The organism is Shimazuella sp. NTD247, from assembly GCF_059510415.1.
In genome coordinates this window covers 254104-269295 of the sequence record NZ_JCAJZU010000005.1, presented here as the reverse complement: position 1 = coordinate 269295, position 15192 = coordinate 254104, and the positions used below count along the sequence as shown (strand labels likewise).

Below are 15192 nucleotides of genomic sequence, written 5' to 3'. Positions count from 1 at the left end.
TTTTTTGTGTATGAATCAGCAGTTACTTACCTTTTCGTTCTTAAGCTAGAATGTCCTTTTTTTCTGTGACCCAAACTTTTACTTGTTCTAATGCCTCTTGCAATTTTTCCGGTTGCTTTCCACCAGCTTGTGCCATATTGGGACGTCCTCCGCCACCTCCACCAGTCACAGCAGCAACCTCTTTTATTAATTTACCCGCATGGAAGCCTTTTTGAACATAATTTGCTGAAATAGATGCAATGAAATTTACTTTCTGATCTTGGACGGCTCCAAGTACAATAATACCATCTTTATTCGCTTTTAAATCATCCATTAATTTACGTAAACTGTCAACATCAGGAGCTTCTACTTTCGCAGCTAAAACTGGTACTCCATCTACTTCCATCCACTGATTTTGTAATTCATTTGCAGCAGATTGATTCTGTTTTGCCAACAAGGACTCATTGGCTTTCGTCAATTCTTTGACATTTTCTTGCAAATGCTCAATTCTAGTTGGAACATCATTTGGTTTTGATTTTAAGAGGCTTGCGCTTTCTTTTAACAACAGAAACTGCTGCTCCAAAAATTCATATGCCCGCTTACTTGTCGCTGCCTCAATCCGCCTCACACCTGAGCCGATTCCACTCTCACTTAAAATTTTGAACAACCCAATTTCACTTGTATTTTCCACATGGGTTCCACCGCATAATTCCAAGCTGTAATCTCCAACTTGAACAACACGGACATCCGCTTTGTATTTTTCCCCAAAAAGAGCCATTGCACCCATCGCCTTTGCTTCTTCCAAAGGACGGACAGTCGTAATGACAGGGATGTGCAGCCAAATTTGCTCATTCACTTTTTGTTCTACTTGCCAAATTTCTTCTTGTGTCATTGCTGCGATATGGGAGAAATCAAAACGTAACCGATCAGGTGCGACCAATGATCCTGCTTGATTTACATGATTGCCAAGCACTTCTTTTAATGCTTTGTGCAGCAAATGAGTTGCTGTATGATTTTTTACGGTCGCTTGACGCAGATCGACTGCAATTTCAGCATTTACTGCCTCACCTGCTCGCAAAATTCCTTTTTGTACTTTCACAGATAAAAGATGCTCTTCATGCGGGCCCTTTTGTACATCCACTACCTCTACTTTTGCATTTTCAGAAGTAATAAATCCTTTGTCTGCTACTTGTCCGCCACTTTCGGCATAAAAAGGATTTTCTTGCAAGACGACAATTGCCTGATCACTTTCAGTCAAACTGTCTACTTCTTCTCCGTCTTTGATGATAGCAACAACAGAAGTGAACTTAGATGGATGTTCATACCCTACGAAGACAGTATCAACTTCTAGATCAGCTATTGCTCCACCCTGAACTTGCATACTATTTTCATCTGATCTTGCGGCACGTGCACGATCTCTTTGCACTTGCATTTGTTCTTCAAATGCTTCACGATCTACATGGAGCCCCTGCTCTCGTGCAAAATCTTCCGTTAGATCGATGGGGAAACCATATGTATCGTATAGTTTAAATGACTCTGTACCAGTTAATGTCTCACGATTTTCTTTTTTCGCTTGAACAACGATTTCTTCTAATATACGAAGACCGTCTGATAATGTCTCCAAAAATCGTTCTTCTTCATTGCGAATTACTTTTTGAATAAATGCTTGTTGTTCATATGGCTCTGGATAAAAGTCTTTCATAATTTCTGCGACCACACTGGTTAAATCGTTAAGAAAAGGACGCTTTAAACCCAATTTGCGACCATAACGAACAGCACGACGCAACAGCCGCCGAAGGACATATCCACGACCCTCATTCGATGGCAGCACTCCGTCTGCGATCGCAAAAACGACTGTGCGGGCATGTTCCGCAATTACTTTCAGCGCAATGTCTACTTCTTCAGACTGGCCATAAGTAACACCTGCTTGTTTGCAGACTGCTTGAATGGTTGGTTGAAATAATTCCGTATCATAATTGGTAGGCACATCCTGCATGACAGATGCCATACGTTCCAAACCCATGCCTGTATCTATATTTTTATTAGGAAGAGGTGTATACGAACCATCAGGGTTATGGTTATATTGTGAAAATACCAAGTTCCAAATTTCTAGATACCGTGCATTTTCTCCTCCAGGATAACATTCAGGGTCCCGTAAATCACCATATGCATCTCCGCGATCATAAAAGATTTCAGAGTTAGGACCACTCGGACCTTCACCAATATCCCAAAAGTTTTCTTTTAGTTTTACAATGCGATCACCAGACAGACCAATATCTTCATGCCAAATTTGATATGCTTCCTCATCTTCTGGGTGAATAGTCACATAAAGTTTTTCCGGATCCATTCCCATCCACTTTGAATCAGTCAAAAACTCCCATGCCCAAGCAATCGCTTCTTTTTTAAAATACTCCCCGATGGAAAAATTTCCAAGCATTTCAAAAAATGTATGGTGTCTAGCAGTATAACCTACGTTCTCAATATCATTCGTACGAATGGATTTTTGTGCATTTACAATCCTCGGATTTTCAGGAACCAATCGACCGTCAAAATACTTTTTTAATGTTGCAACACCAGAGTTAATCCATAATAGACTTGGATCATCAACAGGAACAAGGGAAGCACTCGGTTCAATCTGATGTCCTTTTTCTACAAAGAAATCCAAAAACTTGCGGCGTATTTCATTTGCTTTCACTTTTTACCCCTCCATTTTGCTTGCCAGCTAACCTTTATCAACAAAAAAAGCCCACTCATCCCTAAAACAAGGGACGAGCAAGCCCGTGGTACCACCCTAATTACTACTTTCGTAGTCACTTCTTGTATCGATAACGGCTGCGCCGGCAGGGATTAGCTGCTACATGATAGAACTGGCTACCTCTATACCTATTACTCAGAAAACCTTTCAGCCATGGGTCTTCCTCTCTTTCAGCAGTTTATAGAGCTTGGTTCTGTACGTATCACAATATAAATTTCATTCACTTATTATACACAATAACTGCAAAAAAACTCAACTCTCTGACAAACAAAGCAAAATAATTTGTTTTGTCTACTGGATACACCTACAATAAAGATAATGAGCTTTGAGAAGAAAAGGTGATTGTTTTGCCAAAGATAGTAAATCACGAACAACGAAAAAAAGATATCAAACATGCAGTTTGGGATCTCATAACCAAGAAAGGAATAGAAGAAGTCTCTTTTCGAAAAGTAGCAGAAGAGATGAATATAACAACTGGGTCTATTCGGCACTATTTCCCTACCCAGGAAGAACTGTTACGATATTGCATTCGTTCTGCTGGTGAAAATGTGCATCACCACATTTTATCTCATATTGATCTATCCCTCCCCTGCGACAAAATCCTTCATCAGTTAGTTTCTGAGATACTTCCGTTAGAAGAAACAGGGGATAGAGATATGGTTGTCTGGTATTCCATTATTGAATACACCAGAAAGCATCCCAATCTCAAAGATATTTCTGTGGCTATCTTCAAATATATGCAGTACATGCAAAAAACTTATTTAGAACTTCTAAAACAAGGGGGCTATTTAAAAGATCAGATTAATATGGCAATAGAAATAACACGCTTGCATGCATTGGTAATCGGTTTATCTACTTATTGGAGTATCGATGCTTCGAAGCAGTCAAAAAAACTCATCAAAGAAACACTCTATGTACACCTACAATCGCTTTGTAAATGATTTTTTTGAAACCACACTTGATCGTGCTTTTTTCTTGACTTTATTTATCACATATGTGATAAATAAAAAGAACAGTTATTTTAAAAGGAGTAGAGTCGGCTTATGAAAAATCGTGTTTATTATTTGGATCACATTCGTGTTTTTCTTACTATTTTAGTCCTGTTTCATCATTCTGCTTTGCCTTATACGCACATCGACGGCGTCTGGTATGTATATGATACAGGAAGCAAACCAACTGTCACTTCCAACTTACTCGAAATTTTTGTCTCCATAAATCAAGCTTTCTTTATGGGTTTTTTCTTCTTTTTATCTGGTTATTTTACTCCCATCTCTTTTGATCGCAAGACACCTGGGCAGTTTCTATTGGACAGATTTTTGCGTTTGGGAGTACCATTTTTATTCTATTTATTTATCCTCAGTCCTATTGTGCAATATATCGCTTCTCAAACCAATCACAGCTTCTGGGCTTTTTATAAAACAGAAATAATGACAGGAAACAGCATAGAAACTGGGCCGCTTTGGTTTGCAGAAGTATTGCTATTATTTACTCTTCTATTTGTTGTCTATCGATTAATCGTAAAAAAACGCCCTTCCCAGATAGAAAAGCCTTTCCCTGCTTTTAGCAAGCTCTTATTAACTGCATTATTACTTGGAGTTGTCACATTTCTCGTCAGACTTGTTTTTCCGGTTGGTTTTTGGTTCTTTGGCTTGCAAGTTGCTTATTTGCCATCCTATCTCTTTTTCTTTCTCATCGGAATTGTTGCCGGGAGGAAAAGCTGGTTAGCATCAATACCTCGAACAACAACAAGGAGATGGGTCTGGACCTTTGTCGTTGTTGCCCCCCTATTCCCGTTAACTATGCTCTTTTTGCATGGGAACATAACCGGGGGATTCAATCTCTCTGCATGTATCTATGCGCTATGGGAGTCTGTTATTGCTTTTGGGATATGTTTGGGGATACTCGGATTGTTCAAAAAATATGCAAACGACACAAATACTTTATGGCGTAAGCTGACAAAAAGTGCATTTACCGTTTATATTATTCATCCAGTTATTTTAGTATCAATCACATTACTCCTTATCAATGTGCCAATTACACCATTTCTTAAATTTTTATTTGTAGGGACAGCAGGTACCATTATTTCCTTTCTATTTGCAATATTGATCGTCAAGATCCCTTATGCCAGACGATTACTCTAAAAGGGAAAACATATTAAGTTTTCCCTCATCTGTTCTCCACATCTATTTCTAGATATTGTTTTATTTCGATAATCATAAATTCTTCGTCTTTTCATTTTACTTACTACCTAAATTAGCACATTGAAAACAATGGAAAGCAGTGTTCAAAAAAAAACATAAACCAACAAAATAACTATTCTAGAATATTTGCTATAATTAAAATAAAAAAGGATGTTCGATTGAATGTTGATAATTGTCTTATTATTTACTATAATAATGATCCTTGTTGGAAAAAAACAATATAAGAAAGAACAAGAATTTTACAAATTAGCTCAGTTTACAAAAGGTACGCTTATTGATCATACTGTTACACCAAAACTCATTGAGTTCACAACCTTAAATGGAGAAAAACATCGCTGTTCCTACTATGGTAAGCAGCCCACTCTGGATACACCAAATCAACAACTTATTGTCTACTACCATCCCAATAATCCAAAAAATTTCCGGTTGCAATCCGCAGCGGATCGATTAGGGTATGTGTCTGGAATCCTATGGTTGCTTGTTATTATAGCTATAATATTATTAGCTGCTTCTATATTCATTTATTTTTAAGAGTCTTTGTATTACACCTTGTTAGTCAATGAAAACCCTAATCAGAATAATGTCACCATTTCCACATTGTGACAGCGATATATATTATAGAGAATGCTTACTTGATGAGATTGATTGCTATATATGCCTTCCCATAATAATCAAATCTCGTTTTACCCCATCTAACTCTGCAACTTGGGGCAAATGTCCCCACTTTTCAAAAGCAAACTTATTGAAAAGCTTCAAACTTGGGATATTATGTCCAAAAATTCGTCCTACGAGCGTTTCCACACCAATTTGCGGTGCAGCTTTTATTGCTTCCTCTAATATGTATTTTCCCAATCCTTGACCGCGAAAGTTCTCATCGAGATAAATACTCAGCTCTGCTGTCTTCTGATAGGCAATCCGCGAATGGAAATTTTCAAAACTTAACCATCCAGCGATATCATCATTTTTGGTAAACACCCATAATGGACGAGATTTGGGATGATGCTGGTGAAACCAATTCAATCTGCTTTCTACAGTGACGGGTTCCAAATCAGCGGTTACCATCCTCCCTGCAATTGTGCTGTTATAGATTTCAACAATTTTTGGCAAATCTTCGATAGTGGCATCTCTTTTTATAAAAGCGGACATATTTTCACACCTTTTCTGTAGACTATTATCATTTATTATAACTGTTTTATTCACTTGATTTCATAAGAGCATCTATTGTTAATTGTTATAACATTGCGAGCGAGAAAACCCACGGTTTAAATCGTGGGATGAAAGCGAGCGTTGAACGAAGGTAAGGAATTTTCCTTCACTAGTTCAACCTTTGGAAAAAAGCAAGTTTACAAACAAATATTCCCATGGTAATATTTGTATAGTCGTGACAGACGAAAACCAAGTTTGCTCGCGGCAAAGAAGAAATCAACAAACATAAACCGTGGGGCGCACGGGGTTAGCTTGGTAATGAATTAGTCATGAGGCTATCGTCCCAAGAATCCAACGGCTTTAGCCGTATGGAGTTGTCAAACTATTTCCTTATCTGTATCGACATGAAAAGGCGGATATATGTATCCGCCCACATTTTATGTTCAAAACAAAACACATATCAGACTATTTGCTATAAAATAAGTTTGTTAGATTCCCTTCTTAATAGAGACGATTGGAGAAGAAGTGGCCGCCAAAGGATTTACATCCGAAGATATAAATCGGTTCTTTTCTCTCACCGAAGATGAAGTCCGCCAACTTGGTTATCATGAACTGACACTATTTTGGGTTGATTATCTTGCTGCTACAGCTCAGAGGCTTAATGTAATCTATGATCTGTACCAGTGGGGACGTAATGCAGATCCCAGCGTCCTAGAAATCATTCGACAGAAAATTCATCAGATGGGGCACTAGAAATAGATTAGAGACACTAGGGCGGGTGCAATGCATCCGTCCACCAATGTAATGGACAGCGGAAAGTCATACTACTTTTCATATAATGAATTTTACCATTTCTTCCATACACAAAAATCAAGATAAGTGATGGAAAAATAAAGCCCTTTAGGAAATTTTATAATATTATGATCTATTATAATCTTCCTCTTTCAACTATACTAAAAGTGCAATCACTCCTTCCTTAGATAAAAAATGGAGGAAAAATGAGTATTCAGTTTACCCAGAAGGAAGCGGATAAGTTCTTCGGCATGAGGGAAGCAGACTTTCCTAGTATCATTGTAGGGGACTATCCTCAACTCATCCAAATCTGGACTGACGGGCAGAATCCTAGGCAGAGGAAATCTGCCCAGCAGCAGTTGAACAACTGGGCTAAGGATATGCCTGAGTTGATCATCTCGCTGATGAAAACAAGCCTCAATACACTCATTGTGTAAGGTTTGTACAAGGGCGGATGCAATATGCATCCGCCCGAAATTTCGATTAAAGACATATCAGATTATTTCCTATAAAATAAAAACAGTAGATCCTTCTCACTAGAAACATTTGGAGATGAAATGGCGTTCAGAGGATTCGCAGTCAAAGATGCAGTTCGGTTCTTTTGTCTCAACGAAGAAGAAGTTTACCAACTTGGCTCCAATGAACTGGTAGCAATTTGGGTTACTTATCACACTGCTTCAAGTATGAGGGATATAATGCTCGAAAAACTATTCAAGTGGGGACTTGAGGCAGATCCCAAAGTCTTAAAAATCATTAAACAGAAAATTCACCAGATGGGACAATAGAAGATTCAATGAGCTTAGGACGAATCCGCCCACAAATTTAATAAAAGACAAATCAGACTATTTGCTATAAAATAACTATGATAGCTATCCTTCCTAATAGAGAAAATTGGAGGAAACATGTCTGAGCCAAAAGAACTCATCCTCTTCCCAAGGTTTTTCTCACTGTCAGAGAAGCAGGTAAAAAAAGCGTTTCCTAGCAATGATCACCTGCATACCATTTGGCAAGAGGGACAGAAAGATAAGACCGAGGCTCTTAACCTGCTTCATCTGATGTATGAAGCGATGCCACAGGCTGGAAAAATTGCACTCCTCATGGCGATTGAAAAGGCTTTGGGGATCAATTAGAAAACATGGATGGACGTGTTATACTGCGTCCATCCACCAAAAAATACAAACTCTTTATAGAGATGTAGTATTTTGACAACTCCATACGGCTAAAGCCGTTGGATTCTTGGGACTATAGCCTCATGACTATTTCATTACCAAGCTAACCCCGTGCCCCCACGGTTTATGTTTGTTGATTTCTTCTTGCCGCGAGCAAACTTGGTTTTCGTCTGTCACGACTATACATATATTACCATGGGAATGTTTGTTTGTAACCTTGCTTTTTTCCAAAGGTTGAACTAGTGAAGGAAAATTCCTTACCCTCGTTCAACGCTCGCTTTCATCCCACGATTGAAACCGTGGGTTTTCTCGCTCGCAATGTTATAATAAATGTAATGTCTTCTTCTCACTAGGAGTAATCTTATGACTCTCGTGGATATGACTCTTGACGTCTTTACCCAGCTCTCGGAATCCGAGCGAGACGACTTGCTTCGGAAGTCTCCATTCAAGGACAATGAAGAACTGAAAAAACAAGTTGAAGAACTCTGGGACACGCCGAAAACAAAGGTCGCGGTAGTCTTCGCAAACAGTGATATCGTGTACACCATTCACGATGCCCTGAAAGAGATGGGAAAGATCACCAAGTGAGAAACGGCGGGGACTGGTTCCCCGCCGCCAGTATTTAATCCGTCCGATGATCCAAATAAGAAGTAACCACAAATTCAAACACGACTTTTCCCACTGCAAGTGTTGGAACAGCAAGTAATAATCCCCAAACCCCTGCTATTTCTTCCCCTACCAACAGCGCAAAAATGATCGACAATGGATGGAGATGCAACGATCTCCCCACGATTTGCGGTGAAATCACATTTCCTTCTAACAATTGTACAACCATATTTACAATGACTGTACCAATTACCAGCTTAAATGAAATCGTACAGGCGATAAGTATCGCAGGAATCGCTCCAAAAAATGGCCCTACATATGGGATAACGTTAAATATCGCCACAAAAAAAGCAAATAAAAACGCATATGGCAAACCGATTATTTTATATCCAATAAACGCGAGAATACCAATAATAAAACAAACAATCACTTGTCCACGCAAATAATTTCCCAAGACCATATCGATGCTCCGAAAAAGCCTGGCGATTTCCCCACGGCGATTTTTTGGCAGCATCGTCAAAAAAAAGCTTTCGATGCGGTCAATGTCTTTTAACATATAAAAAGACAAAAACGGAATAATCAACAACAAAAATAGCTGATTCAAGAGACTGCCTAAACTCCCCATCAAGCCTGCAATCCAATCACTGAATTTCCTTTCTATTCCTGCAACCATCTGCTCTAATTTGATATGTAAGTTATGCGGCAATACATCTTCACTATGATCATGATAATGAATCCATAATGTATTGAATTGGTTATTCCATTTTGGCAAATTGTACATCAGCTGATATACTTGTTTTTCTAAAATAGGAAATAAATTCATAAACAACACCACCACAGACGCAATGAAAATAGCATAGATCAGTAAAATTGCCATAAAACGAGGGACTTTTCGACGAGCTAATACATTGACGATCGGATTTAACAAATAAGCAATGAACACTGCGAGAAAAAAAGGCACACAAACTGCCTTTAAAAAGAAACCGATGTGATGGAAAATCGACCCCAATTGGATAAGTAAATAAACACACCCCAGTAAAACAAATAAAAAAACCGACAATTGAAAGAATCGAGACTGCAAAAGTTTCTCCATATCCGTTCACCCCGTTGGTGTTAGGATACGATAAACGAGCCCAGATTATGTCCAAAAGTCGGTTTTGGTTTATAAAATTATGATATTGGTGGCGGGAAGCAACTCTTGGTACTTCCCACCAGTCTTAGTTTCTCGCCTCAATACCTCATGTCCATTCGATCACGGGTGAAGGACTCTGCTGCTACTTTTTTGCTATCGAACACCAGCTCATCTGCATCACACATGGCAATCGGCGGAATTGCCTTCTGAAAAATGGAACATTTCATGCTTCCCTTTGACAGAATAGAAATAGTGTGAGCAGTTTCAACAAATTCAAGACCAATTCGAGATGTTGTCCATGATGCCCACATCTTGATGGTTTGACCCTGCTTTCGAGTAAACTGCAATTTGATTGGATCAAAATCTACACCGCTGATATAGTAAATGGAACTGCTTGATCCAAAAACAATAGCAAACTTATTGCATTCGTCGGGCATAATACAGACATCCACCTGCATTTTGTCCTCCAGAGTGAGAAACCAAGTTTTGACTGTTTCAGTATATCGGATATAATTTATTTTATAAATAGCCACAATATACTTAATAACATTGCCAAATAAATTTACCTGATGGCTGTTTCTCATCTGGATTCACAAATACATATCCCGCACCACTGTCACCAAAGTTAGCAAATGGACAAAAGTACTCCTTTGCTCCCGTTTCAGAGATCCAGACGAAATCATCTTCCCCTACTTTGAGTTGATACGATTTTTTGCCTTCATATTCGGATGTTTCTCCGATTGGCAGTATGGACAAATTTGTTGTTTTTACTTGAAAACCCTGATCAATTTGCACTGCAAAACCATATTGTTCTCCCAAATCTTCCTCTGATTGAATCCAAATAGGAGACCCGCCAAAGTGCGTCCACGCTTTTTCTTCTTGTTCCTGTTCTCTACTCAACCAATTTGAAACTGCGATGTCTGGCAGCAACATCGTGTCCTCATCAGGGACTTCAGCTATTGGAGTTCCGCTGTATTGTTCCGGCTCTAAAATCAATACTTTGTTGCAACCGGACTCGGCATCCCATGAACTGCAGCCTTCTTCCCCTTCACATTGAAAGAGATATAAAATTCTTCCTTCTTTACCCAAAGGCAAACGCTCGGGATGGTGTTTCATTTGAAATAAAAACGTCATGGGAGCTTCGCATTCGGCACAAACGGGCCACAGCTCTGCTGGAATCCCAACTGGCAATCCTCCAAATTTAACGGTTTCATCTTTTTCTTTCGCATCTGTTGTTCCTGCAAACACAAATTGAGGGATATGTAATTTCAATATGTATTCTCCTCTTATAATTATAAAATTCGGTTAAATGAATTGCACTTTAAAACCATATCTGGCTGCAAGAAACTTCCTGCAGCCAGACTTCCTTATGGAATATAGACCTTTACCTTGGAGCCTGGAATAGGATGAGTACCAGAATTCTTCTCACCGTTTTTCTTAAAGATACTTACGCTGCAAACACCTTTCCCTGAACGAGTTTTAACAGGGGGTTCCTTAAAACGAAAACAAAGGAAGATTGAGTCATCTTCATAAAACTCAATGAGATAATAATCTCCACCTTCTTCCCAATGGATACCCAACTGTTCAAAAGCATTATCAGGAAGATTTTTGATCACAGTACCGCGATAAGGAAAGTCCATCATTGCTCCAACCGGAAGAAAGTACTGGCTCTCAGTACTCTTCTATCATACAAAAAACAACCGTTTTTCGCTATAAAAAAGCCCCTAGCATTAACTAGGGGCTTTTTTATCTTACTATCGTGCAAAACCGATTTTACGTAAAAACTGCTTTGCCAATAAGCGTGAAAAGGTGCTGCCTACAAACAAATTGCGCTTTATTTTTCGCATGCTTTGTGCATCCATACGGAAATAGGCAATACCTGTAATAATCGCACCGATGAAAGTGAGTAGATATAGACTTTTCATGCTGAGTCCTCCCTTACAAAGCTGTAATTTCCGGAGTACTGCTCGGTTGATCCAAAAATAAGTCGTTTAAGGAAGTCAGACTTCCATCTTCTTCGACTTGGTAAATATTTTGGATTTCCCTGCCGTCTGTGGTCATCTCTATATAACAGTGCCAGCAATATAGTTGGTTTGTGCCTACCCTTCCCAGGTCGTGAGAATGGCAATTGGGGCAGCGTAATAACATGAGTATTCCCCTTTATCGATGTGCCTCTTTCAGCACATATTCCGTGTTTGGAATGAGCATATCTTTATTCCAATCCACTGGACATTCTACTTGAAATAATTTGCGGCCTTCTTTTATATCCGTGAGAAGTCCGTTCGTTAATTCATACCCTACCAATGTTCCCATTTCGACCGAAAAATAGACATTTTGCACGAGACCGAGAAAAGTACCATTCGGGAGCATGACAGGTCTGCCTTTTAAACTTTTCTCCCCTGTGAGAAAGCATGTATACGCTTCCTCATTTTTAGTAAATGGTGCAAGTGATGCTTCATTATCAACCATTATTGCATCTTTTCCTGTTTGGAGCATATTTTCGGCAGGGAGAAACTGCCTATGCCGCCACCAACCACAATGCTCTAGCATGCACCCAACAAATTGCTGATCTGCGTTAAATAAGAGATCAACTACTGCACCCAACTGTTTTCCTGACTCCTTAGCGGTAACAGTAAGTCCTATCACTTCCTGGGATTTGCGCAAGGTGTCCAACCTCCTCCCGCTAATCCTTAGTCTTCTCCAGAACTATATAACCATACGAAGGAAGTCTTTCCATTACCATTCGTCGAGAATTAAATCCTTTAGAACAGTATTGCGTGCCTCACCGGTTGTTTCGACCCCTTTTCGCAAAGATCGTACTTCACCGCAAAGAATTAAATAAGATTTACTGCGGGTAATCCCTGTATAAATAAGATTTCTCGCGAGCATACGATGGTATGAGGGCAAAAATGGAAAAATGACAATCGGAAATTCTGAACCTTGTGCTTTATGTACCGAACAGGCATAACCCAAAGATAATTGTCCCAATTGGTTTCGTTTATATGGAACTTCTTGGCGATCAAACTGCACCCATAAAATCGGATCATCTTGTTTCGCATTTTCATTGATTGCTGAAATCAGACCCATATCTCCATTATAAACAGGATGGTCTTGGTGATTGGATAACTGTAATACTTTGTCTCCAAATCGAAAAATCGTGTCTCCCCATTCGATTTGCTTGATTCCGGTACGTTTTGGATTGATAATCGATTGAATCTTTTCATTAATACGGTTCACACCAACTTGTCCTTTATACATCGGTGCTAAAACCTGTATATCAAAAAGAGTATAGCCTTTTCGAAAGGCATTCTCATATGTTTGTTCAATTACCGAAATCGCTTGCTCGGAATCACAGACAAAAAATCGACGATCTGGTAAACGTGTCAATAAGTTATCTGGCAATTCCCCTTTTCGAATAGCATGTGCAAGTTGAATAATGGATGAATCCTCTGCTTGTCGAAAAATATCCGTCAATTGTACTCTTGGGATTTGCGGGACTTCTAGAAGATGTTCAAGTACCAACCCCGGACCTACCGATGGAAGTTGATCCGCATCTCCTACTAATACAACCTGCATCGTCGGCGGGATGGCGCGAAAAAGCTGGTTGGCTAACCAAATATCCAACATAGATGTTTCATCAACGACTAACAAAGAACCAGTAATTGGATTGTCTGCATTATGTTCAAAAAAGCCACCGCGATATCCTAGTAAACGATGGATGGTCATCGCTGGTATCCCTGTTGTTTCAGTCATTCGTTTCGCTGCTCTGCCCGTTGGTGCCACTAACCGAATCGGAAGTGTTTCCCCTTTCTTTTCATCTACCTCAAGATTGAGTTCATGCAGCCTTGCAAATAAATGACATAATCCACGAATGACTGTCGTTTTCCCAGTGCCTGGACCACCGGTTAAAATCATCAATGGGGAAGTTAAAGCAGTAATCATCGCTTCTCGCTGGCTGTCCGCATAATGTACATCAAATTCCTCTTCTAATTCACCAATGGCCTGGTATAAATCAGTTGTGGGAAATGTCTTTTCTAATGAAACTTGCATCATATGTTTACATTTTAAAGCCATATTAAATTCTGCATAAAACAAGCTCACAAGGTAAATTCGTTCGTCTTCCCTCATGATTTTTGTGTCTTCAAGCAAGTTTCCTAATGCATCTTCTAATGTGTTTTCTTGTACTTCTCCCAATAAGCTTTTTGCTTTTACAAGCAATTCTTCTTCTGTTAAATAAACATGTCCTTCGTTGGAAGCATCTTGCAGGGAATATAAAATAGCCGCTTGATACCTTTCGGGAGCATGAGGGGAAAATCCTTGTGCTTTTGCAATTTCATCCGCTTTAAAAAAGCCAATTCCTTCCACTTCTTCAATTAATAAATAAGGATTTTCACGGATAATCTTAACCGTCTCTTGTTTAAATCGTTGGATTACTCTGAGTGCAAGTGCTGCTCCTAGCCCATATTCATATAAGAGGACCATCGCTTCCTCCAAAGCTTGATGCTCCCCTAAACTGTTTATAATCGTATTGGCTTGTGTTTGTGTAACTCCAGGTACTTTGGAAAGAGCTTCTGGGTTAGACGCTATCATTGTTAAAGCATCTGACCCAAGACCCGAAACAATCTTTTCGGCAGTTCTTTTCCCAATGCCATGAAATAAACCACTCGACAAATATTTGATAATCGCTTGTTCCGTCTTAGGTAATTCCTTTTTTATATTGTTTACGACATATTGTGTTCCAAAACGCGGATGATCTTTCCATTCCCCTTCACAGGCATATGTTTCTCCTGCAACAGGACGCAAAAAATTGCCGACAATCGTTATTTCGTCAGAAATAGAAGGGTAAGATGACTCTTGCACTTCTAGACGATAGACACCATATCCTGTCTCTTCACCAAAAAAAACTTCTTGCATTATCATTCCTTTGATAAAATTACTCATCTACAAAGGCTTCCTTCATTTCATGCAATACAGATTCCATTGCACACTCCGCAGAACAATATTTATTGGTATCCCATTCTGCTGTCGTAATAGGCAAAAATTCATAGTTGCAATATAAACAATGATGGGATTGGTACACTTGCTCCATTCCAACTCGCAGCTGCTCTATTTTTTCCTCTTCTAAACCAAACATATTCGCAATATGATCAATCACTGTATCTTTGTTTTCAAAAAACAATGGATCTTCTCTGGTATATGTATGTGGATTCCAATAAGCCCAACGGTTATCAGAAAGATGACATATATGATAATCTTCAGCAACTAGACCTGATGCGTTCTCTAGATGTTCATAAGAACGAAAGCCTATTTCGGCAGCTAAATTATCCAACAATGCTTGATCGATTTCGGCAAGCATTGTCTTCCAATTGATATTATCTACCTCTTGCTCCCAATCTTCCACAATCCCAGCTC

At 39.2% G+C, this 15192-nt stretch carries 19 protein-coding genes; 8 read left to right on the top strand and 11 right to left on the bottom strand.

Annotation, left to right across the window (positions count from 1 at the left end; all coding sequences use genetic code 11):
* Positions 1-40: 40 nt before the first annotated feature.
* Positions 41-2674 carry an alanine--tRNA ligase gene (alaS, locus tag AC5WOC_RS14560; RefSeq protein WP_496056133.1) on the bottom strand — a complete coding sequence of 878 codons (2634 nt, stop codon included), beginning with the start codon at positions 2672-2674 and terminating at the stop codon, positions 41-43.
* A gap of 407 nt (positions 2675-3081) precedes the next feature.
* Here alaS and AC5WOC_RS14555 point away from each other — a divergent pair, with 407 nt between their 5' ends.
* From AC5WOC_RS14555 to AC5WOC_RS14545, 3 genes are all read left to right on the top strand, one after another.
* Complete coding sequence (locus AC5WOC_RS14555) at positions 3082-3675, top strand: TetR/AcrR family transcriptional regulator (RefSeq protein ID WP_496056132.1); 594 nt, start codon at positions 3082-3084, stop codon at positions 3673-3675.
* A 102-nt stretch (positions 3676-3777) separates the two neighbouring features.
* On the top strand, positions 3778-4875 hold the full coding sequence (locus tag AC5WOC_RS14550; protein ID WP_496056131.1) for an acyltransferase family protein: 1098 nt from the start codon (positions 3778-3780) through the stop codon (positions 4873-4875).
* Between the two features lie 222 nt (positions 4876-5097).
* Positions 5098-5466, top strand: coding sequence for a DUF3592 domain-containing protein (locus AC5WOC_RS14545; RefSeq protein ID WP_496056130.1), 369 nt, complete (start codon positions 5098-5100; stop codon positions 5464-5466).
* A gap of 117 nt (positions 5467-5583) precedes the next feature.
* Here AC5WOC_RS14545 and AC5WOC_RS14540 read toward each other — a convergent pair whose 3' ends face one another.
* A complete protein-coding gene (locus AC5WOC_RS14540) occupies positions 5584-6081 on the bottom strand; it encodes a GNAT family N-acetyltransferase (protein ID WP_496056129.1) in 498 nt (165 codons plus the stop codon).
* A 525-nt stretch (positions 6082-6606) separates the two neighbouring features.
* Here AC5WOC_RS14540 and AC5WOC_RS14535 point away from each other — a divergent pair.
* The 5 genes from AC5WOC_RS14535 (at position 6607) to AC5WOC_RS14515 (ending at position 8630) form a co-directional block, all read left to right on the top strand.
* Positions 6607-6834: a hypothetical protein gene (locus AC5WOC_RS14535; protein WP_496056128.1), complete on the top strand. Its 228-nt coding sequence runs from the start codon at positions 6607-6609 to the stop codon at positions 6832-6834.
* Between the two features lie 245 nt (positions 6835-7079).
* Positions 7080-7310 (top strand): hypothetical protein, encoded by a 231-nt coding sequence (locus AC5WOC_RS14530; RefSeq protein WP_496056127.1) that lies wholly within the window; start codon positions 7080-7082, stop codon positions 7308-7310.
* A gap of 120 nt (positions 7311-7430) precedes the next feature.
* Entirely contained in the window at positions 7431-7658 is a 228-nt protein-coding gene (locus AC5WOC_RS14525) for a hypothetical protein (RefSeq protein WP_496056126.1), read from the top strand.
* 117 nt (positions 7659-7775) lie between these two features.
* Complete coding sequence (locus tag AC5WOC_RS14520; protein ID WP_496056125.1) at positions 7776-8003, top strand: hypothetical protein; 228 nt, start codon at positions 7776-7778, stop codon at positions 8001-8003.
* A 402-nt stretch (positions 8004-8405) separates the two neighbouring features.
* Positions 8406-8630, top strand: a complete 225-nt coding sequence (locus AC5WOC_RS14515) for a hypothetical protein (RefSeq protein ID WP_496056124.1) — start codon at positions 8406-8408, stop codon at positions 8628-8630.
* Between the two features lie 34 nt (positions 8631-8664).
* On the opposite strand, the gene AC5WOC_RS14510 is transcribed toward AC5WOC_RS14515, so the two are convergent.
* The 9 genes from AC5WOC_RS14510 to AC5WOC_RS14470 form a co-directional block, all read right to left on the bottom strand.
* Positions 8665-9741 (bottom strand): AI-2E family transporter, encoded by a 1077-nt coding sequence (locus tag AC5WOC_RS14510; protein WP_496056123.1) that lies wholly within the window; start codon positions 9739-9741, stop codon positions 8665-8667.
* A 137-nt stretch (positions 9742-9878) separates the two neighbouring features.
* Entirely contained in the window at positions 9879-10238 is a 360-nt protein-coding gene (locus AC5WOC_RS14505; RefSeq protein ID WP_496056122.1) for a hypothetical protein, read from the bottom strand.
* A gap of 82 nt (positions 10239-10320) precedes the next feature.
* Positions 10321-11052, bottom strand: a complete 732-nt coding sequence (locus tag AC5WOC_RS14500) for a hypothetical protein (protein ID WP_496056121.1) — start codon at positions 11050-11052, stop codon at positions 10321-10323.
* 95 nt (positions 11053-11147) lie between these two features.
* Positions 11148-11420: a hypothetical protein gene (locus AC5WOC_RS14495; RefSeq protein WP_496056120.1), complete on the bottom strand. Its 273-nt coding sequence runs from the start codon at positions 11418-11420 to the stop codon at positions 11148-11150.
* Between the two features lie 114 nt (positions 11421-11534).
* Positions 11535-11705, bottom strand: coding sequence for a hypothetical protein (locus AC5WOC_RS14490; protein WP_496056119.1), 171 nt, complete (start codon positions 11703-11705; stop codon positions 11535-11537).
* Positions 11706-11718: 13 nt separating this feature from the next.
* Positions 11719-11928, bottom strand: a complete 210-nt coding sequence (locus tag AC5WOC_RS14485; protein WP_496056118.1) for a YrzR-like zinc ribbon domain — start codon at positions 11926-11928, stop codon at positions 11719-11721.
* A 12-nt stretch (positions 11929-11940) separates the two neighbouring features.
* Positions 11941-12444 carry a PRC-barrel domain-containing protein gene (locus tag AC5WOC_RS14480; RefSeq protein WP_496056117.1) on the bottom strand — a complete coding sequence of 168 codons (504 nt, stop codon included), beginning with the start codon at positions 12442-12444 and terminating at the stop codon, positions 11941-11943.
* A 72-nt stretch (positions 12445-12516) separates the two neighbouring features.
* Positions 12517-14721, bottom strand: a complete 2205-nt coding sequence (recD2, locus tag AC5WOC_RS14475) for an SF1B family DNA helicase RecD2 (RefSeq protein ID WP_496056116.1) — start codon at positions 14719-14721, stop codon at positions 12517-12519.
* The gene (locus tag AC5WOC_RS14470; protein ID WP_496056115.1) at positions 14714-15181 is read right to left on the bottom strand and encodes a hypothetical protein; all 468 of its coding nucleotides are present in this window, start codon (positions 15179-15181) and stop codon (positions 14714-14716) included. The genes recD2 and AC5WOC_RS14470 overlap by 8 nt, the downstream gene beginning before the upstream one ends.
* Positions 15182-15192: the final 11 nt, after the last annotated feature.